Annotated in this window: 17 protein-coding genes; 9 read left to right on the top strand and 8 right to left on the bottom strand. The window is 56.9% G+C overall.

Going from position 1 to position 22,960, the window contains the following annotated elements:
- Nucleotides 1–18: 18 nt before the first annotated feature.
- A complete protein-coding gene (locus ACFSE1_RS17030; protein WP_377403971.1) occupies nt 19–933 on the bottom strand; it encodes an ImuA family protein in 915 nt (304 codons plus the stop codon).
- Nucleotides 934–1,175: 242 nt separating this feature from the next.
- On the opposite strand from ACFSE1_RS17030, the gene ACFSE1_RS17025 reads away from it, so the two are divergent.
- Complete coding sequence (locus tag ACFSE1_RS17025) at nt 1,176–1,619, top strand: metallopeptidase family protein (protein ID WP_377403968.1); 444 nt, start codon at nt 1,176–1,178, stop codon at nt 1,617–1,619.
- Nucleotides 1,620–2,200: 581 nt separating this feature from the next.
- On the opposite strand, the gene ACFSE1_RS17020 is transcribed toward ACFSE1_RS17025, so the two are convergent.
- The gene (locus ACFSE1_RS17020; RefSeq protein ID WP_377403965.1) at nt 2,201–2,407 is read right to left on the bottom strand and encodes a DUF1737 domain-containing protein; all 207 of its coding nucleotides are present in this window, start codon (nt 2,405–2,407) and stop codon (nt 2,201–2,203) included.
- Entirely contained in the window at nt 2,404–3,303 is a 900-nt protein-coding gene (locus ACFSE1_RS17015; RefSeq protein ID WP_377403962.1) for an HpcH/HpaI aldolase/citrate lyase family protein, read from the bottom strand. The genes ACFSE1_RS17020 and ACFSE1_RS17015 overlap by 4 nt, the downstream gene beginning before the upstream one ends.
- Nucleotides 3,304–3,416: 113 nt before the next feature.
- Here ACFSE1_RS17015 and ACFSE1_RS17010 point away from each other — a divergent pair, with 113 nt between their 5' ends.
- From ACFSE1_RS17010 to ACFSE1_RS16995, 4 genes are all read left to right on the top strand, one after another.
- A complete protein-coding gene (locus ACFSE1_RS17010; RefSeq protein WP_377403959.1) occupies nt 3,417–3,650 on the top strand; it encodes a hypothetical protein in 234 nt (77 codons plus the stop codon).
- Nucleotides 3,651–3,812: 162 nt separating this feature from the next.
- Nucleotides 3,813–4,418 (top strand): 3-isopropylmalate dehydratase small subunit, encoded by a 606-nt coding sequence (leuD, locus tag ACFSE1_RS17005; RefSeq protein WP_377403957.1) that lies wholly within the window; start codon nt 3,813–3,815, stop codon nt 4,416–4,418.
- 143 nt (nt 4,419–4,561) lie between these two features.
- The gene (leuB, locus tag ACFSE1_RS17000; RefSeq protein ID WP_377403954.1) at nt 4,562–5,671 is read left to right on the top strand and encodes a 3-isopropylmalate dehydrogenase; all 1,110 of its coding nucleotides are present in this window, start codon (nt 4,562–4,564) and stop codon (nt 5,669–5,671) included.
- 227 nt (nt 5,672–5,898) lie between these two features.
- Nucleotides 5,899–6,705: a phosphatase PAP2 family protein gene (locus ACFSE1_RS16995; RefSeq protein WP_377403951.1), complete on the top strand. Its 807-nt coding sequence runs from the start codon at nt 5,899–5,901 to the stop codon at nt 6,703–6,705.
- 79 nt (nt 6,706–6,784) lie between these two features.
- Here ACFSE1_RS16995 and ACFSE1_RS16990 read toward each other — a convergent pair whose 3' ends face one another.
- Nucleotides 6,785–8,686 carry a polysaccharide biosynthesis protein gene (locus ACFSE1_RS16990; RefSeq protein WP_377403948.1) on the bottom strand — a complete coding sequence of 634 codons (1,902 nt, stop codon included), beginning with the start codon at nt 8,684–8,686 and terminating at the stop codon, nt 6,785–6,787.
- A 608-nt stretch (nt 8,687–9,294) separates the two neighbouring features.
- Between ACFSE1_RS16990 and ACFSE1_RS16985 the strand changes: the two genes are divergently transcribed.
- Complete coding sequence (locus ACFSE1_RS16985; RefSeq protein WP_377403945.1) at nt 9,295–10,329, top strand: aspartate-semialdehyde dehydrogenase; 1,035 nt, start codon at nt 9,295–9,297, stop codon at nt 10,327–10,329.
- Between the two features lie 179 nt (nt 10,330–10,508).
- A complete protein-coding gene (locus ACFSE1_RS16980; protein WP_377403942.1) occupies nt 10,509–11,324 on the top strand; it encodes a lytic murein transglycosylase in 816 nt (271 codons plus the stop codon).
- A 62-nt stretch (nt 11,325–11,386) separates the two neighbouring features.
- Here the strand turns inward: ACFSE1_RS16980 and ACFSE1_RS16975 are convergent, their stop codons facing one another.
- Entirely contained in the window at nt 11,387–12,064 is a 678-nt protein-coding gene (locus tag ACFSE1_RS16975) for a carbonic anhydrase (RefSeq protein WP_377403939.1), read from the bottom strand.
- A 125-nt stretch (nt 12,065–12,189) separates the two neighbouring features.
- The gene (pdxY, locus tag ACFSE1_RS16970; protein WP_377403937.1) at nt 12,190–13,062 is read right to left on the bottom strand and encodes a pyridoxal kinase PdxY; all 873 of its coding nucleotides are present in this window, start codon (nt 13,060–13,062) and stop codon (nt 12,190–12,192) included.
- Between the two features lie 174 nt (nt 13,063–13,236).
- Here pdxY and ACFSE1_RS16965 point away from each other — a divergent pair, with 174 nt between their 5' ends.
- Nucleotides 13,237–17,991, top strand: coding sequence for an NAD-glutamate dehydrogenase (locus ACFSE1_RS16965; RefSeq protein ID WP_377403934.1), 4,755 nt, complete (start codon nt 13,237–13,239; stop codon nt 17,989–17,991).
- 174 nt (nt 17,992–18,165) lie between these two features.
- Nucleotides 18,166–19,494, top strand: coding sequence for an MFS transporter (locus ACFSE1_RS16960; RefSeq protein WP_377404275.1), 1,329 nt, complete (start codon nt 18,166–18,168; stop codon nt 19,492–19,494).
- A 60-nt stretch (nt 19,495–19,554) separates the two neighbouring features.
- Here the strand turns inward: ACFSE1_RS16960 and purH are convergent, their stop codons facing one another.
- Together purH and ACFSE1_RS16950 are read right to left on the bottom strand one after the other, a co-directional pair.
- The gene (gene purH, locus ACFSE1_RS16955) at nt 19,555–21,171 is read right to left on the bottom strand and encodes a bifunctional phosphoribosylaminoimidazolecarboxamide formyltransferase/IMP cyclohydrolase (protein WP_377403931.1); all 1,617 of its coding nucleotides are present in this window, start codon (nt 21,169–21,171) and stop codon (nt 19,555–19,557) included.
- A gap of 95 nt (nt 21,172–21,266) precedes the next feature.
- Nucleotides 21,267–22,955, bottom strand: a complete 1,689-nt coding sequence (locus ACFSE1_RS16950) for a heparinase II/III family protein (RefSeq protein WP_377403928.1) — start codon at nt 22,953–22,955, stop codon at nt 21,267–21,269.
- Nucleotides 22,956–22,960 lie beyond the last annotated feature (5 nt).

The raw sequence follows: 22,960 nt of genomic DNA, 5'->3' as shown, positions 1-22,960 counted from the left end.
CAAACGAAGGGAATATCTTCAGGACGCCCGTTCAAACGCCAGGATAGCCCCCAGCGGCGGCGTAGAATCCGATCCGTCGACAGCCGTGGAAAGTGGAGCGCCAGAATGCGCTGGCGACTGCTGCGGAAGAGCTTGTTCTGTCGGTTCGGCAATTGAGAAATGGCGGTCATGATGGTTCCACTCCAAAGTCAGGGAGAGGGGGGCCGGGTTGCGGCTCTTCTCCAAGGTGAGACGGAAAGCGGATGGGCCGATGCTACCGCCAAGCATCGATCCATCCGGCAGGCGGCGGGCTGCGGCGAGCGCAGGTTCCACGTGAAACCGGAAGAGAGCGCTGGATGCTTCCTCTTCGCCTCCGTGGCGTAAAATGAGAAGGGGCCGCGCAGCGGCCTTGGCGCGCAGGCTCAACCTTCGGCTTTCCGTCAATCCGAAGTTTGCCGGATTACCACGCACCTCCAGCAAGGTCGCCGCAAAGATACCGCTCGAGAGAGCAGCTTCCGCAAGCCAAAGGGCATCTTCCAACCGCGCTGGTGCCGCATGCAACAGCCGGTTAATGGAAAGGCCGAAGCGCTTCAGGCCAAGAGGGTAGGGCAGGCCCGCATCGCCTGCCGCCATCCGGTCTGAAATCCACAACAGAGGCCGTTGGTCCTTCTGCTGGTAAAGGCAGGCAAAAGCCAGGGCGAAGCCCGAAAGCGCACCCGCATGGCGAAGGCCGAGGCTGCGCAACTCCGTCAGCCCATCCCGCGGCAAGCCTCCTTCCAGGGCATCGTCCAGAAGCGATATACCCGTCGGCGCGATCAAGTTTTCGCCCCGTTGGTTTCGCTCTGTCCCGTTCGCCTGGGCGGCACCCAATGCCGGAAGAGTTTTGCCTTCCAGCCGGGCTATCGTTTCGCGCAGGGCAAAAACAGTCTCCTGCGCCAAGGCGGGTTTCGCCATGACGTCAGCTCCATCGCTCGTTTCCCAATTCCCTGAAAGTCTGCCAGGTTCAGTTTGGCGCTGACAAACTCCAGTGCATAATCGGGCATATGTTCATGTTATGTTCTTATGGATTCCAGAGGCAGGGGAAAGAGTCAACCGGGGCAGTAACCAGTTTCAACGACTCATCTGATGCAGGATTGAATCCGCTCTCGAAAATTTTTCTGAGAAACCTTATATGGGGTTGCAGAAAAGGAGCAGACATGGACCGTGTTGACCAGACCGATGATTGGCGGGATCGCCATGCCCCCACCATTAGTGCGTTCGAATCGCTGGCAATCGAGGCCTATGGCAATCTCCCGGAAGAATTTCGCGCATTGACGAAAAACCTCATCATCGAGATCGAGGATTTTCCCGATGACGAGGTGTTTGAGGACATGGCGCTGGAAACGCCGTTCGATCTGCTGGGCCTTTTCGAAGGGCGGGGCATTTCCGAGCGCTTCACCATGGAAACGGGTGAGCTGCCAAACCGCATCCGCCTCTACCGCCGCCCGATCCTCGATTACTGGGCCGAAAACGAAGAAACGCTGGGTGACATCATCACCCATGTGCTGATCCATGAGATCGGCCATCACTTCGGCCTCAGCGATGACGATATGGAACGCATCGAGGAAAGCGCGGACGAGGCGGCAGATCGTACAGGCTGATTTCGCGATTCCAGTAAAGCACTGATTTTCAGTCAGTCTAGAAACATTTTTTTCAAAAATTTAGCCTAAAGGACACCCTCGCACCGCATAATCAATGTTGACATTATTATGAGATATCCGCATAATCTCATAATGGATGGGCAGCCGTGGTCCGGCTGCCCACTTTGGATTACTTTTTGTTTATCCATTCATCTACTTTTATGATGATTGTGGATAATACTATTAGTATACGAAGCCAGTCAGGTATTTTCGTAAACATATTATACTCCAATATGTTTTTACGTTTCTGATGTTGCAAACAACTCTTGAGTGCGATCAAGAGTTGTTGCGTATTCTGAATGCGCTTTGGTTTGCATTCATTCTTTTAGCTTGTTCTGAGTTTGTTCACGAAGCAAGCTTTTTTTAATCGATAAAAAAATCTTCGCGATTGTCTTGCTTTGGCATTGCAAGTTGGCGGATGCAACACCATATGGATGTGCTTATTTTTTCTTTTTATCGAAATGGTTGAGGCGATAATTGAGGCAAGGCAAAATTTCCCTTGCCTGTGCCCTTCGAATTTTGAATCCACAGTGAAGAAAGTCTTACTGTTCGCCCAGCTTCATGCTTGGATCATATTCCTTGCCATGCACGGTCTTCACCACGGCCTGACCGCAATAAAGCTTGTTCTCTGCCTGGTTAAACGTGTGGGTGGGGGAGCCGTGCAGTTCCCATCCCTTGTTCAGGGCATCGGTTACGCGGTGGCAAAAGCTTGAATCATCGGGGCCGGTGATGAAGCGATAGACTTTCATGGGCTCGTCTTTCTGGTTTCAATCTGTTGCAGCTGAGCGAGAAGCTTTTCGGCTTCTTCCAGATGCAGTCGTTCTATCATTCTGCCATCGAGATTGATGACATTCAGATGAGTGTTTTCCGGTTTTGAAAAGGCAGCGGCAATTGCGCGCGCTTCGGCAATTTCTGCCTCGGATGGGCCGAAGTGCCGGTTTGCGGGCTCGATCTGGGCCGGATGGATCAGCATCTTGCCATCAAAGCCCATCTCCCGCCCCTGGATGCATTCCTGCTCGAATGTCTCTCCATCGCGGAAATCGTTGAAAACACTATCGATGACCGCAAGGCCATGGGCGCGTGCCGCAAGCACCACCTGCATGAGCCAGGGAACGAGATAGGTGCGTCCTGACCTGGGCAGAACACGGGTTTCCTTGCGAAGATCGTTGAGGCCCACGACGAAGCCGGAAAGGCGAGGGGCGATACCTTCCCTGGCTGCCGCAATGAGGCCTGCATTCAGTATGCCGCGCGCCGTCTCCATCATCGCCCAGATCTGAAGGTCCGCCCGTGCCGTTTCAAGAAATGAAGAGGCCTTTTCCAGATCGGCGACGCTTTCCACCTTCGGGATCACCACGCCATGCGGATGAAGTGCCAGTACGAGCGCCATGTCGTCTTCAGCAAATTCGCTTGTCAGCGCATTGATGCGGATGAAAATACGCTGTGCTTGCGACCGAGGCTCCGAAAAGAAGTGACGCAAATTGTCGCGTGCTTCCTCTTTTTTTTCCGGCGCCACCGAATCCTCTAGATCGAGGATTACGCCATCACATTCCAGCGCAATCGCTTTTTCCAGGGCGCGCCGGTTGATCGCCGGAACGCTCAGGAGCGACCGATAGAGTGGCTGGAATGGAAGCGTGGGATCATACATCGCGACTTTGTGACAAGCTTTGTGATGCGATGCAAGGGCGCATCAATGCAAAAGCCCTTGCAAGACGCAAGAGAAGACCCCACATTTCCCACAGAAGAAAGGCTGTTGAAATCATGCAGAACATTCGCGCATTCCTCTACGGACTGATTGGTATCGCTGCGATCGGAACACTGGTCCTGTTCACAGCGTCCATTACGCTGGCCTTTGCCGGAATGCTGGCCGTATTTACGGTAATCAAGGCGCTTTCGCCACGCCCCAAGCCTCAGCCAGTGCGCGCGCGCGCCAATGGCCAGAAGAGGGAGATGCGTGTCTGGAACGACGGACGTGGCACGATCATCGATCTGTAACCGATGATCGGCGTTGCGTGCGCCCAACTCGCGTGAAATTGACGCTGTTTCCAGGGCTAAACACCCGGCTTGGCGTACCGTTTGCCCATAAAGCGGGCTTCAAATCCTCACGGATTTGGTCTATTGCAGCTTCCGCAATTCTAAGTCTCGCGGAGGCAGATCATGGAAAAATTCGTTAAGCTCACCGGTGTTGCTGCGCCGCTGCCGGTCGTCAACATCGACACCGACATGATCATTCCGAAGGATTACCTGAAGACGATCAAGCGCACAGGTCTTGGCAAAGGACTCTTTGCCGAAGCGCGCTACAAGGAAGACGGTTCTCTGAACCCCGATTTCGTTCTGAACAAGCCGCAATACGAAAATGCAAAGATACTCGTTGCCGGTGACAATTTCGGCTGCGGCTCCTCGCGCGAGCACGCGCCCTGGGCGCTCCTGGATTTCGGTATCCGTTGTGTGATCTCCACTTCCTTTGCCGATATTTTCTATAACAACTGTTTCAAGAACGGCATTTTGCCGATCGTTGTCTCACAGGATGACCTCGACAAGCTGATGGACGATGCTTCACGCGGTTCCAACGCTGTGCTGACCATTGATCTGGAAGCGCAGGAAATTTCCGGTCCCGATGGCGGCAAGGTTCGTTTCGATATCGATCCTGCCCGCAAGCACATCATGCTGGAAGGTCTGGACGATATTGCCACGACGCTGAAAAGCGACAGCGCGATTGCAAGCTTCGAAAGCAAGCTGCAGACCGAGCGTCCCTGGCTCTAAAAAGCCCCGGTTTCAGGACCTGACATCTCTTTGGTGTCAGGTCTTTTCTTTTCCCTCGCCTTTGCGGCAGGTTCGGCGGGGCGGTAGAGAGCATCAGGAATGATGCGTGGTTTGACGAGCCTGCCTTGTCCAAGGAAACCTCAATGTCTCACAAGCTCTTTCTTCTTCCAGGCGACGGAATTGGTCCGGAAGCAATGGCCGAAGTTCGCAAGATCATCGACTATCTGAATACCGCCAAGAATGCCGGTTTCGAGACGGAAGAGGGCTTGGTGGGCGGTAGCGCCTATGATGCGCACGGATCGGCAATCTCTGAAGAGGATATGGCCAAGGCCATGGCTGCCGATGCCGTTCTTTTCGGTGCCGTCGGCGGCCCGAAGTGGGATAGCGTTCCCTACGAAGTGCGTCCGGAAGCGGGTCTTCTGCGTCTGCGCAAGGATCTCGAGCTTTTTGCTAACTTGCGCCCAGCTATCTGCTATCCGGCGCTTGCCAGTGCTTCCTCGCTGAAGCCTGAACTTGTTGAAGGTCTGGATATCCTCATCGTGCGCGAGTTGACGGGTGGCGTCTACTTCGGCGAGCCGAAGACGATCACCGATCTCGGCAATGGCCAGAAGCGCGCGATCGATACCCAAGTCTACGATACCTACGAAATCGAGCGCATTTCGTCCGTTGCCTTCGAACTGGCACGCACGCGCAAGAATGCCGTCTGCTCAATGGAAAAGCGCAACGTCATGAAGTCTGGCGTGCTCTGGAACCAGGTCGTGACCGAAACGCATAAGGCGAAATATTCCGACGTGAAGCTGGAGCATATGCTGGCGGATGCTGGCGGCATGCAACTCGTTCGCGCTCCGAAGCAATTCGATGTCATCGTGACCGATAACCTCTTTGGCGACATGCTCTCGGATGTTGCTGCCATGCTGACGGGCTCGCTCGGCATGCTGCCGTCTGCCTCGCTTGGCGCGCCGGACGCGAAGACGGGTAAGCGCAAGGCTCTCTATGAGCCGGTGCATGGTTCTGCTCCGGATATTGCCGGTCAGGGCGTTGCTAACCCGATTGCCATGATTGCGTCCTTTGCCATGTGCCTGCGCTATTCGTTCAACATGGTTGCCGAGGCGGATCTGCTCGAGAAGGCCATTGCCAACGTTCTCGACAAGGGCATCCGTACCGGAGACATTATGGCAGAAGGCTGCACGCAGGTCGGCACATCCGCCATGGGTGATGCTATCCTGGAAGAGTTCAAGGCACTTTCCGCCTAAAGCATTCCGGTGAAACAGAATCACCTGAAATGCTCTCTCGTTGTTTTAGCGCAGTTCGGGCGCAAAACTGCTGACGCAGTTTTGCTGGGCGTACTCTAACATCGAATTGAAAAAATCTGTGCGCCCCGTCTATCCTGAAGGATCGGCGGGGCGTTTTGCTTCGGTATATCCGAAAAAACTGTCATCTTGGCCCTTTATGCTTGCGCAACCTTTCACGGAGAACAAGCATGTTGCAGGTCTTGAAGCGTCGATCGTTGCGTTATACGAACAGGCCACTGAACTTGCACCTGAACTGGCTTTTTATCGGTGCCAACCTGGTTTTCCTGTCGGTCTTTTTGTTCGACCAGCCTGTATCTGGCTATTTTCTGAAGAATGATTCTCTACTGAAGTGGGTTGGTGCTTGCATCACAGAAGCCGGGAACTCGGCCTGGATACTCATGGCCAGCCTTGTCCTGCTGCTGGAGGCCCTGCGCCATTTTCGAGTGGCGACGACCCGCTCCACACGGTTCAACGCTTATTTTCTTGCCAAGCTGGCCGTATTCCTGATCTCGACCGTCAGTTTCTCCGGGATCGCGGTCAACATTATCAAATATGCCATTGGCCGCGCCCGCCCTGCTTTTCAGGATGGAGTTTGGCTGTTTGATCTTTCCCCCTTGAAGGGCGGCTATCAGTACATGAGCTTCCCCTCGGGGCATGCAACAACCATCGGCGCCATCATGATGGCGATCGCCCTGCTGGCCCCTTCTCGCAAGCTGCTATGTCTCATGCTCGCGCTTTGGTTTGGCTTCTCCCGGGTCATGATCGGCGCCCATTTCCCCAGTGATGTGATTGCGGGATTAACGCTCGGTGCCTGGTCATCGATCCTGATCGCCACTCTGATGGCGCGGGCAGGCCTTCTGTTCAAAGAGAATGCCGGGGATCTTCCCGCTTTGCGCCGAAGGCTGCGGCTGACCCTGCCCCGCCGGGATTGGAGGGCAGACACCCAGGCGGAGACGACCATCAACCCGGCTGAACCGGGCGTCGCAGCGGCCTGAAATGAAGATGGCACCAGAGGATCACGATCCTCTGGTGCCATCGGCATGCGTTATCAGTTCTCACGTGCCGCGAGTTGCATCAAGCGGATGCCAGAAGCTGCATCTGCTTTTCGTCTACTCCGATGAAGGAGAACAGGAGATCTTTCGCTTTCTTCTCATCTCTTGATCGGATTGCCGTGAGCAGCTCCTGCAGCACCTCATCCATGGAGAGATGTGCAATGGCCGTCGCATCCGCCCGCATGATTTTCGGATGCTGGGTCTGCATGGCATTGGCCATATCGTAGAACAATTCTTCGAACAGCTTTTCGCCCGGTCTGCTGCCGGTCACCTTGATCTCAATGCCGCCGGTCGGATTCTTTTCGTCACGCACAGTGAAGCCTGCGAGGCGGATCATGTTTTCCGCGAGATCTCCAATGCGTACCGGCTCTCCCATATCCAGAAGGAAGATGTCTCCCCCGTGTGAAAGGGCGCTCGCCTGAACAATAAGTTCGGCAGCTTCCGGAATGGACATGAAATAGCGGCGCATATCCGGATTGGTGACTGTCACGGGGCCGCCATTTGCGATTTGCCGCTTGAACAGTGGAACGACGGAGCCATTCGAGCCAAGAACATTGCCAAACCGGACAGCGCAGAACTTCTGCGCGCGGCCCTGATCCCTCGCCTTCAAAGCCATCTGGCGTACGATCAACTCAGCCCAGCGTTTCGTGGCTCCCATCACATTGGTTGGACGGACGGCTTTGTCGGAGGAGATCAGGACGAAGTCGCGAACATTTTCCTCGAAAGCCACACGTGCCACGGTCGCTGTTCCGAACACATTGTTTTCAATGCCTTCGATTGTGTTCACTTCCAGAAGCGGAACGTGTTTGTGTGCAGCGGCATGATAGACCACTTCGACATTATGCTTGGTGATTGCGTCGCGAACCCGTTCTTCATTCAGAATGGAACCGAGAACAGGAATGACCGGGCTGCGAGCCTGCGCCTGCAATTCCTGATCTATGCTGTAAAGTGCAAACTCATTGGCCTCGAACAGGATCAGGGCCTTCGGTTTGCATTGTACAATCATCCGGCAGAGTTCGGAACCGATGGAACCACCAGCTCCCGTGACCATGATGACGCGATCCTGGAGGATTGAATCAACCAGCTGCGGGTCCGGCGGGACAAAGGAGCGCCCAAGGAGTTCGTCGATCTCGATCTCGCGGATCTGGTTTGCCAGATAACGGCCATCGACCAGATCAGCCATATCCGGAACCGTCCGAATCTTCACACCGAGGCCGCTGATATTGTTGATAACGGTCTTACGCCGGTCTGCCGACAGCGATGACAGCGATAGAATGATTTCCTCGACTCCGTATTGGTCGATCAACCGCGGCAGATGAACCGGATTGTAGACGCGATAACCGCCAAAATCCCGCCCCTGATGGAGGGGATCGTCATCGAGAAGGCCGACGATATACCGATTGCCATTTCCGCGCAGGGCAGTTGCCATTTGGACGGAAGATCTGTTGGCACCGTAAATGAAGATGGGATGTTCATCCCTCCGCATGCCTGTGCCTTGGTTGAGAATGATCTTGACCACGAAGCGGAAGCCGCCGATGAGCGTCGCGCCTATGGCAAAATAGAAGAACGGTATGGAGCGCGGGACAACACCCCGGCCGGACATTTCCATGGTGAAGATGACAAGGATCCACACCACGGTGGCGGCACCCATGGCGCGAAGAATGGTCCAGATGGCTGTGTCGGGCAGATAGCGCAGCACCGCTCGGTAAAGCCCGAGCCGGATGAATATCGGCACGGCAATGACCGGGGCCATAATCGCCAGAAAGATCCGCTCTTGCGTGATGACCGGCAGCCAGACGCTATAGCGAAGCGCATAGCTGGCCCAAATGGCCACGACCAACGCGACCGTATCGAAGCTCATCAGAATGATCTGCTTCCAGAGCCGTGGCGTTCGATCAATTATGTGACGGAGAAACGGAATCATGGGTTTTCTCGTATGCCATCGCAGAAATTTGCACGTATGAGTCGTGACGGTAAAACGCCCATCAATCCTGATACCCCATCTTTACGTCTGTTGAACACGTGCGCTGCACCCTTCGTTGTAAAAGGGCAAAAAGGGTCGTATCAAAAATTGATGGGTGGGAGCTATAGTCAGCACAGACGCGTTAAGCAAGCGGACCATACCTATCTAAAAGACAAAGCTATTTAACTTTGTCTTTTGTGTCACGCATTTTCACTGCAAGTGCTCCCTGATGGAACATGATCTCGCATTTTGATCTCTCCGTTCGTCAACACGCCTAAAGCGCAGCCCTTGACTTCATGGCGAAATCTTCTAATGAGTTCTCATGAAAGGAAGCAAGAATGTATCGCGCCGACATCCATATCGCCGCCTACGTCAATCTGGCATCATCTGCCGGAATGCTTCCCCATGCATCCTCAAAAACCATGGCCAAAACGACGACGAAAACCGTCTGACGTCTCTGGCCCACCGCTCTCTCCCCGGTATGGCCGGGGACAAGGAACAGCGCGCCGCCTGCCGGTGTGGTTCCCCCTCCCAAAAGCCGAGGAGAGAAGAGAAAGAGAGCAGTACTTATGGGTTTCAAGATTGCAGTTGCCGGCGCGACCGGCAATGTGGGCCGGGAAATGCTGAACATCCTGGCAGAGCGTGGCTTTCCGGCATCCGAAGTCGTAGCGCTGGCCTCTGCCCGCAGCCAAGGAACGGAAGTGTCCTTTGGCGACAAGACGATCAAGGTTTCCAATCTGGAACATTATGACTTCTCGGACACAGACATCTGCCTGATGTCTGCGGGCGGCACGATTTCCCAGAAGTGGTCTCCCAAGATCGGTGCTCAGGGCTGCGTCGTTATCGATAACTCTTCGGCCTGGCGCTATGATTCCGAGGTTCCGCTGATCGTTCCGGAAGTGAACCCCGATGCAATCTCCGGCTTTTCGAAGAAGAACATCATTGCGAATCCGAATTGCTCGACCGCCCAGTTGGTCGTTGCCCTCAAGCCCCTGCACGACTTCGCCAAGATCAAGCGCGTCGTTATCTCCACCTATCAGTCGGTTTCCGGCGCGGGCAAGGAAGGAATGGACGAGCTCTTCACGCAGACGCGTGCCGTATTCGTAGCCGATCCGGTCGAATCCAAGAAGTTCACGAAGCGCATTGCCTTCAACGTCATTCCACACATCGATGTGTTTATGGAAGATGGATACACGAAGGAAGAGTGGAAGGTCTTGGCCGAGACCAAGAAGATGCTGGATCCGAAGATCAAGGTCACCTGCACGGCCGTGCGTGTTCCTGTCTTCATTGGTCACTCCGAATCCGTGAACCTTGAGTTCGAAAACGAGATCACAGCCGATCAGGCACGCGATATCCTGCGCGAAGCGCCAGGCTGCCTCGTTGTCGACAAGCGCGAGAATGGTGGCTATGTCACTCCTGTTGAATGCGCTGGGGAAGACGCGACTTACATCTCCCGTATCCGCGAGGATGCAACGGTGGAGAACGGTCTCAATCTCTGGATCGTTTCCGACAATCTTCGCAAGGGTGCTGCCTTGAACGCTGTGCAAATCGCGGAGCTTCTGGTCAACCGCGGTTTGATAAAGCCGCGTGGCAAGGCTGCCTGATACACTTTAGTAACCATGTTGCATTAAGCCTCGCGATCACAGCGAGGCTTTTCTTCTTATGCCGATCACGCGTTTTTCATGAATGAGTGAGTTGTCGCGAAGGACGCTGCCCGCCATAACCGAGCAGAACCGGGAGTATCGCCCCATTTCCGCGATATTTCTTTCAACTAACGGGATTGATGATGTTGAAGACGATAGTGGGCGGTGCGGCCGCCATAACGATGCTGTTCAGTGTCAGCGCGGCGCATGCGGCGGCCTGCGGTAACGATGCCTCGGGCTTCTCCGCCTGGGTTGAAGACTTCAAGCGTCAGGCTCCCGCTAACGGCATTTCGCCTTCCGTATTGCAGACGGCCTTTGCCAATGTGCAGTATAATCGCGCAACGATCCGGGCCGATCGGGGGCAGAAGAGCTTCAAGCTTTCCTTCGACGATTTCATGAAAAAGCGTGGCGGTGCTGCCATCATCTCACGCGGAAAAAGCATGAAGGCTTCAAACGCCGCCCTGTTTGCCAATATTGAGCGTCGCTATGGTGTGCCAGCGGGCCCGCTTCTGGCAATCTGGGGCATGGAAACCGGCTTTGGCAGCTTCCTGGGCGACCAGCATACGCTTTCTGCGGTCACGACGCTCGCCTATGACTGCCGCCGCTCGGCTTACTTTACAGAGCAGCTCTACGCAGCTCTGCAACTGGTTGCCCGCGGTGATCTGTCCCCCACTGCCAAGGGTGCCGCTCACGGAGAAATCGGCCAGACGCAGTTCTTGCCGTTGAACGTGTTGCGCTACGGTGCCGATGGGGATGGTGACGGTCACATCGATATGGTGCGTTCGCGTGCGGATGCACTGGCCTCCACCGCAAACTTCCTGGTGGGTCATGGCTGGCAGCGTGGGCAGGGCTACCAGCAGGGGCAGCCGAATTTCAAGGCCATCGAGGGATGGAACGCGGCAACTGTCTATCAGCAGGCCATCGCCTATATCGGCAAGCAGATCGACGGTCAGTAAAGCGACCTTCGCAACAGATATGGAAAGGCCGGAGATGCAATGTCATCTCTGGCCTTTTTTGTTCAGGATGCCGCTTTCGCCATTGTTTGTTCAGGAGCGGTAACTTTCGGCCGGACAAAATCACCGGTGACGCTATCCATGATCCAGAGTTCGCCGGCGGAAATATCGAACCAGGCGCCGTGAACGCGCATGCTGCCCTTTTCTTCGAGAATCCGTACGCATGGGAATGTGCGCAGATTGGCGATGGAATTGCGAATTGAAACCCGCTCGAGGGCGGTCTGGCGCTCCGCTTGCGTCATGATGTCCGTGCTGGGGATCTGGTCTGCGGTTGAACGCAGCATGCCCATCCACTTGCCGATGAAGTCGCCGGGAGAAAGCGGTTGATCGAGAGGATCGAGAGCGGCCTGAATGCCGCCGCACCGGCCATGCCCCATGACGACGATATCGCGGATCTTCAGGACCTGAACGGCATATTCCAGCGCTGCAGATGTGGCATGATACTGCCCGTCCGGCTCGTAAGGCGGCACAAGATTGGCAACATTGCGCACCACGAAAAGCTCGCCCGGCCCGCAATTGAAAATGGTTTCCGGCGCCGAACGAGAGTCGCAACAGGCAATCATCAGCGTGTGAGGTTTCTGGCCGGTTTCGGCAAGCGTCTGGTAGCGCTCTCGCTCTTCAATGTATCGGCCACTCATGAAGTCGGCATAGCCATTGAGCAGGGAAGCGGGGAATTCAGTCATGTTTTGCTTGTCCTTTGGCCTGAACTCGATGCTGAGGGATTACCCCTCCTGAAGACCTTGCTCAACAATTTTGTGATTCGCCGTGAAGGAATAAGGTTTGGGCTGCATCCGTCGCAGGGCTTTCCTCACCTTCTGATGCCGCGGGAAGGGTGAAGCAGGTGGCGGATCTGCACCATGGCCATGGGAGCGGAAAGGCTCGATGCGTCAGTCTCCAGCATCAATTCGTCGCTGCCCCGTTTAACGGTGCGAACAAGAATCTCGAACACGGTTGCTGTTGCCATTTGCAAGGCCTTTTCTTCCGGCAGGCCAGAAAGAAGCCGTGCCAGGAATACCGCGGACAGCAGATCTCCGAGACCGTTTGGCGCGTGATTGATTGCCCTGTGTTCAGCCAGAAGCGCGTGTTGACCACTCAGGAGAAGATTACCGGTGCTGTTGGCCATCATGGGTACGGCGGAACTCACCAGCATCTGCTTCGGTCCCAGCGCCAGTGCCGCATCCATGATTGCCGCATTGGTTTCCAGCTGCGCTTCCGATAGCCATGCCAGCTCATAGCGATTGGGCGTTGCTATGGTCGCAAGTGGCAGCAGGTGATCGCGAATTCCGGCGGCCGTTGCCTCGGGAACATAGAGGCCGCCTTTATCGCCCATGACAGGATCGCAGAGATAGACGAGATCGGGGTTTTGCTGTTGGATGGCGGTGATCAGGCGCGCCACAGCCTTTGGCTGCGACGGATGCCCGAAGTAGCCGGTGAGAACCGCCTTAACCTCGCTCAGCCAGGGCGCGCGGATGAGGTCGTCGATCATCTGGTTGAAGATATCGTCAGGCAAAGGCATGCGCGTGGAAGGCCCGTGGCCGGGATGCCAGGGCAGGATCACCGTAGGCATTGCCCAAACAGGGTAGCCAAGTGTTTCAAGGGCAAAAACGGCCGCTCGATTGCCGACTGAGCCTCGAATCACGTGACTTGAGATCGAAATCACAGTTTTCTGGCTCTCATTCATCGAATTTGACTCCGGTTTCGAGAGTTGAATCGATTTTAACCGTCGGCATGTCAACAATCCTTATTGAAATCTGCCAAAACATGTCAGATGGCTGCCGCAAGGCCGGTTTCCGGGCCGAATTGTTGAAGATTTTTCTTGTTTACGCATTCAAAAACAACTTCATGGGAGGACGTCATGGCCGCAAGGCAAAATCCGAAGCGGGAAAAGCAGATCGAGCTGGCGCAGGCTGCGCTATCCGGCCAGGGTGGTGGCCTTCTCGATCCGGCAATCCTGTTCGGGCGGGCAAGCAATGACGATATTGCGGCCTATACGCCCGAGATGCTTGCGGCCTCGGCAATCTATGCCGGGCAGGAACTGGAAGAATGGACCGGTGAAACGGCGCGGATCACCATAGGCTCGCTCGATGCGGTCCGCCCTACAGGACAGCCGGCATCGATCTTGACGATCATTGACCGTGATATGCCATTCCTGTTCGATTCCGTCATGGGCGAAGTTGCCAGCAGCCATCGCGATATATCGCTTGCTGTTCATCCCATTCTCGATTTCGAACCCGGTTCGAAGCCCACGCTTTATTCGCATGAGCGCAGCCAGGCCAATGCGCGCCACGTCAGCCTGATTCAGATCCATCTGGCACCGCTGACGGAAGACCAGGCGAGTGGCTTGATTGAACGCCTGCGCCAGGTTCTGGACCGCGTTCATTCTGCCATCAGCGACTGGCGGCCGATGCTCGACCTTCTTGCCGCGGCAATGAACGAGCTTCCCGAAGGCTCTGAACGTGGCCGCAAAACGCCGCATGATGAAGCTCTGAACTTCCTGTCCTGGCTGCGTGATGGCAATTTCATCTTCCTCGGCATGCGCGAATATATCTATTCCGGCGAGGGCGAGAGTGCGATTATCGAGCGCGGCAAGGGCCGGGGGCTCGGTATCCTGTCAGATCCGGATGTGCTTGTGCTGCGTCAGGGACCGGATGCCGTTACCACGACGCCGGAAATCCTGCAGTTCCTTCAGGGCCCCGAATATCTCATCGTCACGAAGGCGAATGTGAAGTCGGTCGTGCACCGCCGCGCCTATATGGATTATGTTGGCGTCAAGCGCTTCGATGCCAATGGCAAGGTCACCGGCGAATTGCGCATTGTCGGCCTGTTCACCGCCACCGCTTACACGCATTCGGTACTCGATATTCCGCTGCTGCGGGCCAAGGTTGCCCGCGTGGAAGAGCATTTCGGCTTTGATCCGCTCAGCCATTCCGGCCGCATGTTGAAGAACACGCTGGAATCCTATCCGCGTGACGATCTCTTCCAGATCGATCCTGATCTTCTGGCGCGGTATTGCGAACAGATCATGGAACTGGCGGAGCGCCCGCGTGTGCGCGTGCTGGCCCGTATCGATCATTTCGACCGATTCGTGTCGGTCCTGGTCTATGTTCCACGTGAAAACTATGACTCGCTGGTGCGCGAAAAGATCGGCCACTATCTGGCCGAGACCTTTGAAGGGCATGTATCCGCCTACTATCCGGCCTTTCCGGAAGGCGGCACCGCGCGCGTTCACTTCATTATTGGTCGGCGCAATGGCAAGACCCCGCGCGTGCCCCAGCCGAAGCTGGAGGAGATGATCCGCCAGATCTCAACGCCGTGGGACGAGCAGTTCAGGGCGCTTGCCGGACCGGACGCTCCGCTTCTCGAAACGTCCAATGCCTTCCAGGAAGCCTTTACACCAGAAGAAACAGTGAAGGATCTGCCGCATCTGGTGGCATGCGGAGAGGGAGAAACCATTCGCATCGCGCTCTACCAGCGCAAGCTCGAAGGGGAGGACCGCAAGGTCCTGTCGCTGAAGATCTTCCACGCCAACGATCATCTTTCGCTTTCGCGCCGTGTTCCGCTTCTTGAAAATCTCGGTTTTCAGGTGGTGAGCGAGCGCACCTTCGATCTGATGGTGATGGAGAGCGAGAAGCGCGTCGTCGTGCACGACATGGAGCTGGAGCTGCCGGACGGCCGCAGCGTGGATATGGGGCGTGAGGCTCCTCTTCTGGAGGAAGCCTTCCTCGCCGCTTTCTCCGGTGCCGTGGATAATGACAGCTTCAACAAGCTGGTGTTGCTGACGGGCCTTTCCGTTCGCGAAACCAATGTTTTGCGCGCCTATGCCCGCTATCTCCGCCAGACCGGCATCGTTTATTCCCAAGCGCACATCTCAGACACGCTGGCGCGCTATCCGCAAATCAGCCGGCGGCTTTTCGAACTGTTCCGCGATGGTTTTGATCCTGCAATCGCGGAGAAGTCACGCGAGAAGAAGCTTGCGGAACATCATTCGGCGATCGAAGAAGCTCTGTCTGCCGTTCCCAATCTCGATGATGACCGGACTCTTCGCCGTTACGTCAATGTGATCGATGGAACGCTGCGCACCAACTATTTCCAGAAGGGACCGGATGGCCAGCCGAAGCCCATCCTCGCCTTCAAGCTTGATCCGAGCCGCCTGGAAGGCTTGCCGCAGCCTTTGCCCTTCCGCGAAATCTTTGTCTACGGCACGGAAGTCGAAGGTGTTCACCTTCGCTTCGGCAAGGTCGCGCGTGGCGGTCTGCGCTGGTCCGACCGCGGCGAGGATTACCGTACCGAGGTTCTCGGTCTGGTGAAGGCGCAGCAGGTCAAGAACGCGGTGATCGTGCCGGTTGGCGCGAAGGGCGGCTTCTTCCCCAAGAAGCTTCCATCGCCCGCGCAGCGCGACGCCTTCTTCAATGCGGGCCGTGAAGCCTATAAAACCTTCATCCGCACCATGCTCTCCATCACCGACAACATCCAGGGCGGCGAGGTGACCGGTCCTGCTGACACGCTGCGTCTGGATGGCGACGATCCGTACTTCGTGGTGGCAGCCGACAAGGGCACTGCAACCTTCTCCGACACAGCCAACGGGCTGGCGCAGGAAGCGGGCTTCTGGCTGGACGATGCCTTTGCTTCCGGCGGTTCCGCCGGTTACGACCACAAGAAGATGGGCATTACCGCACGCGGTGCCTGGGAAGCGGTCAAGCGTCACTTCCGCGAGATGAACACGGACATCCAGACGACGCCGTTCACTGTGGCGGGTGTGGGTGACATGTCTGGCGACGTGTTCGGCAATGGCATGCTGCTGTCTCGCAAGATCCGGCTCATCGCTGCCTTCGACCATCGTGATATCTTCATCGATCCGAACCCTGATATTGAAAAGACCTTCGCGGAGCGCGAGCGCATGTTCGCCCTGCCCCGTTCCAGCTGGCAGGATTTCGATAAATCCCTGCTGTCCGAAGGTGGAATGATCATTTCCCGCGCTGAAAAGTCCGTGAAGCTGACACCGCAGGCAAAGGCCGCCATCGATCTGGACAAGGACGTGGCAACACCCTTCGAGATCATGACGGCGATCCTGAAGAGCCCTGTCGATCTGCTGTGGTTTGGCGGCATCGGCACCTATATCAAGGCACCATCGGAAACGGATGCGGAGGTGGGCGATCGCGCCAACGATCCGATCCGCGTGACGGCTGGCGAGGTGCGGGCCAAGGTTATCGGCGAAGGCGCCAATCTCGGCGTGACGCAGAAGGGCCGTATCGCCTATTCTCTCAATGGCGGTCGCTGCAATTCGGATGCCATCGACAATTCGGCTGGCGTCAACTCCTCCGACGTTGAGGTGAACATCAAGATCGCACTCAGCCCGGCCATGCAGGACGGTCGCCTGCCGCGTGAAAAACGCGACAAGCTGCTGGCCTCGATGACCGAGGATGTCGGTCATCTCGTGCTTCGCAACAACTATCTCCAGTCGCTGGCCATTTCCTTGACCACGCGGCGGGGTTTGCGAAACCGCGAGGAGCTGGCGCGACTCATGTCGGCGCTCGAGGCCCGTGGAGAACTGAACCGCAAGGTGGAAACGCTGCCGGACGATGCGGAGCTGGCAGATCGCTACGCTTCCGGCAAGCCGTTGACGCGCCCTGAGGTGGGGGTTCTTCTCTCCTATTCGAAGATTGTGCTGTTTGACGCGCTGGTGGCGAGCCAGCTTCCGGATGATCCCTACTTTGGCTCCATCCTGACGGGCTATTTCCCGAAGCAGATGCAGAAGACCTTTGCCGAGGACATCGCCAATCACCGTTTGAGCCGCGAAATCATCGCCACTGTTCTGGCCAACGAGGTCATCAATCGTGGCGGGCCTGGTTTTGCGCAGATGATGAGCGATATCAGTGGTCGTGGTCTGGTGGATGCGGTCAAGGCTGCATTCATTGCACGCGATGCATTTGAACTGCCGAAGCTCTGGGCCGCGGTTGATGCGCTGGACAGCAAGCTTGAAGGTGAAGTGCAGAACGATCTTTACGAGCGGATCGGCGAAATCTTTGCTGGTGCCACGATCTTCATCCTTCAGACGGGCATGACCAGCCTCTCGGTTGAGGAGGCCGTTCAGAACATTCGCGGAGGGCTGAAGAGCCTGCGGTCTGCCATCGCCAAGACGGCCATCGAGACAACCGAATGGCCGGAAGGCGTGCCTGCGGATCTGGCAGCCGAGCTGGACTTGCTGCCAAATCTGGTGCTTGTGCCGGAAATCATGCTGATTTCGGAGCGCAGCGGCGCAGCACTGGCGCGTGCGACAGAGGTTTACTTCACTGTGACCGATGCCTTCCGCGTCAACCGCTTCCTTGATGCGGGGGACCGATTTGGTCCGGCAGATCACTATGAAAACCTGGCACTTGTTCGCAGCCTCCAGCAGATTGCGGCAGCACGCCGGGACATCGTGACGGCAGCCCTTGCATCCTATGGCAAGGAGAAGAAACCATTGGACGCCTGGCTTGCGAATGACCGGCTTCGTCTCAACCGCATCAGCAGCGAGCTTCTGGCCCTCAGCGAAGGTGGCGAAACGACGCTGGCCAAGATGATGGTGGCTGCAAGCCTGTTTACCGACCTTGCCCAGACGGAAGTTCGGTGATCCTATAGTGCCAAGGAGGCGCGATCATCTCTCGTGATCGCGCCTCGTTGGGCTGGCCGGTGCCTTTGCGAAGGTGAGAGCTTTCTTCGGTCATCACAACTGGTGGAGCAGCACTTGGCGGTACAGGATGAGGAGAGAGTGGCGAAGGCCGCCTCTCGTGGCGTTTGGGGTTGGATGCTGTTCGATTGGGCAGCTCAGCCCTTTTTCACAGTCGTGACGACCTTTGTGTTCGGCCCCTATTTCGTGGCAAGGCTGACCACCGATCCTGTCTCCGCGCAGGCCATGTGGAGCAACATGGCGACGATTTCTTCCATTCTGGTGGCGATCTTTTCCCCGATACTCGGCTCGATTGCCGATCAATCCGGTGCGCGAAAACCCTGGATCGCCTTCTTTGCCGCCATCAAGATCCTCTCCCTTTCCATGCTGTGGTTTGCAGCACCCGGCTCGCCGCTGATCTGGCCAGTCACCTGCATGGTGCTTGCCTCCCTCGCGGCAGAATTTTCCATAGTCTTCAATGATTCCATGATGTCACGGCTTGTGCCGGAGAAGGATGTCGGCCGGATCTCCAACACGGCCTGGGGGCTTGGCTATTTGGGAGGAATGATTGTCCTGATTATCGTTGTCGGTTTTCTGGCCGGCGATCCCAAGACTGGCAAAACCCTGCTCGGCCTGTCGCCGCTGTTCGGCCTGGATCCGACTACAGGGGAGGATGCTCGCATCACCGGACCGCTTGCAGCCGTCTGGTATCTCGTTTTCATCCTGCCCATGTTCATCTTCACGCCGGATAGCCCCAGGGGCAAGCCCATCCCCAAAGCGGTCAAGGCAGGGCTGGTGGAGCTTCGAGCAACGATTGCGGAATTGTTCAGCCATCGCCGTACGGTCCTGCGTTTTCTCGTTGCTCGGATGCTGTATCAGGACGGTGTCACGGGACTTTTGATCCTGGGCGGTGCCTATGCCGCCGGGCTATTCGGCTGGGCAACGCTGGAGATTGGTCTTTTCGGGATCCTGATCAATGTTGTCGCCATCTTCGGCTGCTTGCTCGCCAGCCGGATTGACCGGATCATGGGGTCAAAGGTGGTGGTGATCCTGAGCCTGATCCTCCTGATCTGCGCTGGGACGGGCATCATATCGACAGGCAGGGATAGCACTCTGTTCGGTCTGATCTTGCTTCCTGCCAATGATGCTGGAGGTCTCTTTGCCACTTCGGCAGAAAAGGCCTATCTGTTTTTCGGTGTGTTGATCGGTGCCGCTTTCGGGCCTGTCCAGGCCTCTTCACGCTCCTATCTCGCCCGAAGCGTAGAGGTGGAAGAAGCTGGCCGCTATTTCGGCATCTATGCCTTGTCGGGTCGCGCCACCAGCTTCCTGGCCACGCTTTCCTTTTCCATCGTGACCTATGCAAGCGGATCGCCGCGTCTGGGAATGTCGACGCTGATCGTCTTCTTTACAGCCGGGCTTCTTCTGTTGATCTCCACACCCTACCCCGCGAGGGAAAGGGAGCGCTGAATAAAACGGCCCTTCGCCTTGGAGGGGGAAGGGCCGCGGATGGTTTTCAGCGGGTCTTCATCAATGACGGAAGTGACGCATTCCGGTGAAGACCATGGCTACGCCATGCTCATCGGCTGCGGCAATCACCTCTTCGTCGCGCATAGAGCCGCCTGGCTGGATAACGGCTGTGGCGCCTGCCGCAATCATGGAAAGCAGGCCATCCGCGAAGGGAAGGAAGGCTTCCGAGGCAACGGCAGAGCCACGGGTCATCGGCTCTGCCCAACCCATGGCCTTGGCAGCTTCCTCGGCTTTGAGGCCGGCGATGCGAGCAGAATCCACACGGCTCATCTGGCCAGCGCCAATGCCTGCCGTCTGGCCATCCTTGGCATAGACAACCGCATTGGACTTCACATGCTTCGCCACCTTGAAGGCGAACTTCATGTCGATCAGTTCCTGTGCTGTCGGTGCGCGCTTGGTCACGACGCGAAGGTCGAGATCTTCCACCATTCCATTGTCACGGGTCTGGACAAGCAAACCACCGGAAACGGTCTTCGCCGTCAGTCCGCGCGAGCGCGGATCAGGCAGGCCGCCAGCCGCCAGGAGACGCAGGTTCGGCTTCTTGGCGATGATTGCCTTGGCCTCGTCCGTCACATCAGGGGCAATGATGACCTCGGTAAACAGTTTGACGATCTCTTCTGCTGTTTCTGCGTCAAGAATCTGGTTCAGCGCAATGATGCCGCCAAAGGCCGATGTGGAGTCGCAGGCCAGCGCCCGCTTGTAGGCTTCGACCAATGAGCCGCCAATTGCCACGCCACATGGGTTGGCGTGCTTGATGATGGCGCAGGCGGGACCGCTTTCAACCGGAAACTCCGAAACCAGCTCGTAGGCTGCATCGGTGTCGTTTATGTTGTTATAGGAGAGCTGCTTGCCCTGAAGCAGGCTTGCGGTGGCCACGCCCGGACGCTTTTCGCCGGTGAGGTAGAAGCCAGCCGATTGGTGCGGGTTTTCGCCGTAGCGCATTTCCTGGGACAGAACACCGCCCAGGGTGCGGTAGCGCGGCATTTCAATGTCCAGCGCCTCTGCAAACCAGTTGGAAATCATCGTGTCGTAAGCTGCGGTACGCGCATAGGCTTTCGCCGCCATTCTTTGGCGGAAAGCATAGGCTGTATGCCCCTCTTCCGAGGCCATGGCCTGGATGACCTGCGGATAATCCTGCGGATCCACCACGACAGTGACATAGGCGTGGTTCTTGGCGGCAGCACGGATCATGGCCGGGCCACCGATATCGATGTTTTCAACCGTGGTCGGATAGTCGCCTCCGGCGGCGCGAACCTCTTCGAAGGGATAAAGGTTGATAACAGCGAGGTCGATGCCGCCGATCTTGTGGTCTGACATCGCCTTGACGTGCTGTGGATCGTCACGAATGGCCAGAAGACCGCCGTGGACGCCGGGATGCAGTGTCTTTACGCGGCCGTCCATGATCTCCGGAAAGCCAGTTACCTCGGAAACATCTGTGACTTCCAGCCCGGCAGCGGCCAATGCTTTATAGGTGCCCCCGGTCGACAGCAGGCGCACGCCGTGGCTTGCCAGTGCCTTGGCCAGCTCCACGACGCCGGTCTTGTCCGACACAGACAGCAGCGCCGTGCGGATCTTCACTTTATCTGGGGCAGGGATCATCTTGGAAACAACGGCCATCGCTCACTCCGTTCAGGCAGGCGCTCATCCAGCGGGCGCATTTTTCATGCGCGCCGCCTAGCACAGCTTGGGCCGCGATGGAATGTTGTTTGAGGTCAGCCTTGTTTCTTTAGCATCCAGCGAAGATCGGTGGTGCCGGGCAGGGCGAATTCGATGACCAGTTGCTGGCTTGGGCATATGCCGGAGACATCGGCAAAGAAGACGTCTTCCTCGATGTGAACCGGTTGGGCAGGCGCACAAAAGTACCAGACCTCTCCGTCGGGTGCTTCCATCGAGACTGTGTCTTCATGAATCTGAGTAAGGATGATCGAGGGATGCACGTGGAACCGTGCCGTTGCGGTGATCTGTCTGGCGGCTCCGAAGGCGCCCTCTTCACCAGGAACGAAGAAGTGGTCGTGTCCCTTGATCTTGTTGCCTTTGGCCGCCAGGCCGATTTCACGCTGATGGACATAGCCGAATGGCGCGACATAACCATCATGACGCGCCTTCAGCCAATCATTTCCGTAAGCGTCCTCCCATCGTTCCGCATGCACCTCGTTGATGCCATCGAGCATCAGGGGGCCAAGGAGACTGGATTGAAGGATGCGGGCAGACGAGGTTTCGCCAAGGGTTACGGTGGAGTGAGCCGCCGTGGAGCGCGCCATGGAACGATAGCTGCGGCTGGCGAATTTCGGCATCCCGGCATTCACGATAAAGCGGCTGCGCCCCGCCGACATTTCGAAAGACAGGCAGCCTGCATGAGCCGTCTGGGAAAGGCCGGGATTTTGCGGCTTGCCTGTATCGACCAGAATGGTCGTTTCTCCCGCAGTCAGCCGGTGATACTGGCTGTGTGGGAGTGCCTTGAAAGGTTTGCCGCCGGTTTCATCATAACGCAGTGCCGCCATCAATTCCGCCGCAGGGGTGGCGGTGGCCCCGTTGAACAGGGCAAGATCTCCATCCTGATGCCGGAAGAAGCGAAGCGCCGGGTAGATCCGATCTATGGTCGGTATAAGCTTTGAGGGGACTTCCTGGCCCAGATTGATGTAGGTCTGTCTCAGCGGCAGGAGATCCAGCAGCGCCTCGAGAGCTGCCCTCGGGTTGCGCGATAAATGACCGCCATCCGTGAGGATTTGCCGTTCGAGAACGCGATCAAGCTGCCGGCCTTCCCTGGCTACCTGGCGTGTGGAGGAGGGAATGGCAAGCGAGGCCATGGCAAGGGCGATATGTACCTTGAGCCGCGTCTCGTCTTCTCCGACACATTTGAGAATCTTGCGAAGAAACTGGCGATGGAATGCCAGGCTCTTCATGAAGCGGCGGTAAAAACCTGCTTCGGCGCCGGTGAGAACGACCGGAGAATGAGAGAGCCAGGCAATCATCCGTTCCGCAGCAATCTGCGGCTCCCAGGCGATACCGGTTGTCTTGCGGCCGTGAATGGATAACCAGGAACTGACGATACTGCGCGTGTGGTTGCGTGCCTGCGCCGTTTTCATGGCCCGCATGTGCCGAAGCCAGGCAAATGAGTGGAGACGACCGGCAAAAGCCTTGGAGGGCAGTACCTCCATGAAGGGCGATTCATTGCCGACTTCGAGAAGGCGGCCAGCCAGGGGAAAACGGCCAGCCATGATCTCTTCCGCGATGAAGGGATCGACGGCGCGCAGGTCAGTCGGAGCCACGATCAGCCTCTCCGGCACCCGGCGGTTGGCGCGGATCGTCAACATGCCAAGAGTCGTCAGCCGCCGGCACAGGCGGCGGCGCGCCTCTGTCAGACCCAGAGATACTCGTATTCGGCGCTCAGCCAGTTGCATGTTGT

Source organism: Affinirhizobium helianthi (assembly GCF_042680945.1).
Lineage (GTDB): Bacteria > Pseudomonadota > Alphaproteobacteria > Rhizobiales > Rhizobiaceae > Neorhizobium > Neorhizobium helianthi.
The sequence above is the reverse complement of the archived record's forward strand: the minus strand, read 5'-3'. Positions and strand labels throughout refer to the sequence as shown.

Excerpts from the sequence above, each read along its gene's own strand:
- ACFSE1_RS17030 (WP_377403971.1), bottom strand. The coding sequence starts at position 933 with ATGGCGAAACCCGCCTTGGCGCAGGAGACTGTTTTTGCCCTGCGCGAA.
- ACFSE1_RS17025 (WP_377403968.1), top strand. The coding sequence starts at position 1,176 with ATGGACCGTGTTGACCAGACCGATGATTGGCGGGATCGCCATGCCCCC.
- ACFSE1_RS17020 (WP_377403965.1), bottom strand. The coding sequence starts at position 2,407 with ATGAAAGTCTATCGCTTCATCACCGGCCCCGATGATTCAAGCTTTTGC.
- ACFSE1_RS17015 (WP_377403962.1), bottom strand. The coding sequence starts at position 3,303 with ATGTATGATCCCACGCTTCCATTCCAGCCACTCTATCGGTCGCTCCTG.
- ACFSE1_RS17010 (WP_377403959.1), top strand. The coding sequence starts at position 3,417 with ATGCAGAACATTCGCGCATTCCTCTACGGACTGATTGGTATCGCTGCG.
- leuD (WP_377403957.1), top strand. The coding sequence starts at position 3,813 with ATGGAAAAATTCGTTAAGCTCACCGGTGTTGCTGCGCCGCTGCCGGTC.
- leuB (WP_377403954.1), top strand. The coding sequence starts at position 4,562 with ATGTCTCACAAGCTCTTTCTTCTTCCAGGCGACGGAATTGGTCCGGAA.
- ACFSE1_RS16995 (WP_377403951.1), top strand. The coding sequence starts at position 5,899 with ATGTTGCAGGTCTTGAAGCGTCGATCGTTGCGTTATACGAACAGGCCA.
- ACFSE1_RS16990 (WP_377403948.1), bottom strand. The coding sequence starts at position 8,686 with ATGATTCCGTTTCTCCGTCACATAATTGATCGAACGCCACGGCTCTGG.
- ACFSE1_RS16985 (WP_377403945.1), top strand. The coding sequence starts at position 9,295 with ATGGGTTTCAAGATTGCAGTTGCCGGCGCGACCGGCAATGTGGGCCGG.
- ACFSE1_RS16980 (WP_377403942.1), top strand. The coding sequence starts at position 10,509 with ATGATGTTGAAGACGATAGTGGGCGGTGCGGCCGCCATAACGATGCTG.
- ACFSE1_RS16975 (WP_377403939.1), bottom strand. The coding sequence starts at position 12,064 with ATGACTGAATTCCCCGCTTCCCTGCTCAATGGCTATGCCGACTTCATG.
- pdxY (WP_377403937.1), bottom strand. The coding sequence starts at position 13,062 with ATGAATGAGAGCCAGAAAACTGTGATTTCGATCTCAAGTCACGTGATT.
- ACFSE1_RS16965 (WP_377403934.1), top strand. The coding sequence starts at position 13,237 with ATGGCCGCAAGGCAAAATCCGAAGCGGGAAAAGCAGATCGAGCTGGCG.
- ACFSE1_RS16960 (WP_377404275.1), top strand. The coding sequence starts at position 18,166 with ATGCTGTTCGATTGGGCAGCTCAGCCCTTTTTCACAGTCGTGACGACC.
- purH (WP_377403931.1), bottom strand. The coding sequence starts at position 21,171 with ATGGCCGTTGTTTCCAAGATGATCCCTGCCCCAGATAAAGTGAAGATC.
- ACFSE1_RS16950 (WP_377403928.1), bottom strand. The coding sequence starts at position 22,955 with ATGCAACTGGCTGAGCGCCGAATACGAGTATCTCTGGGTCTGACAGAG.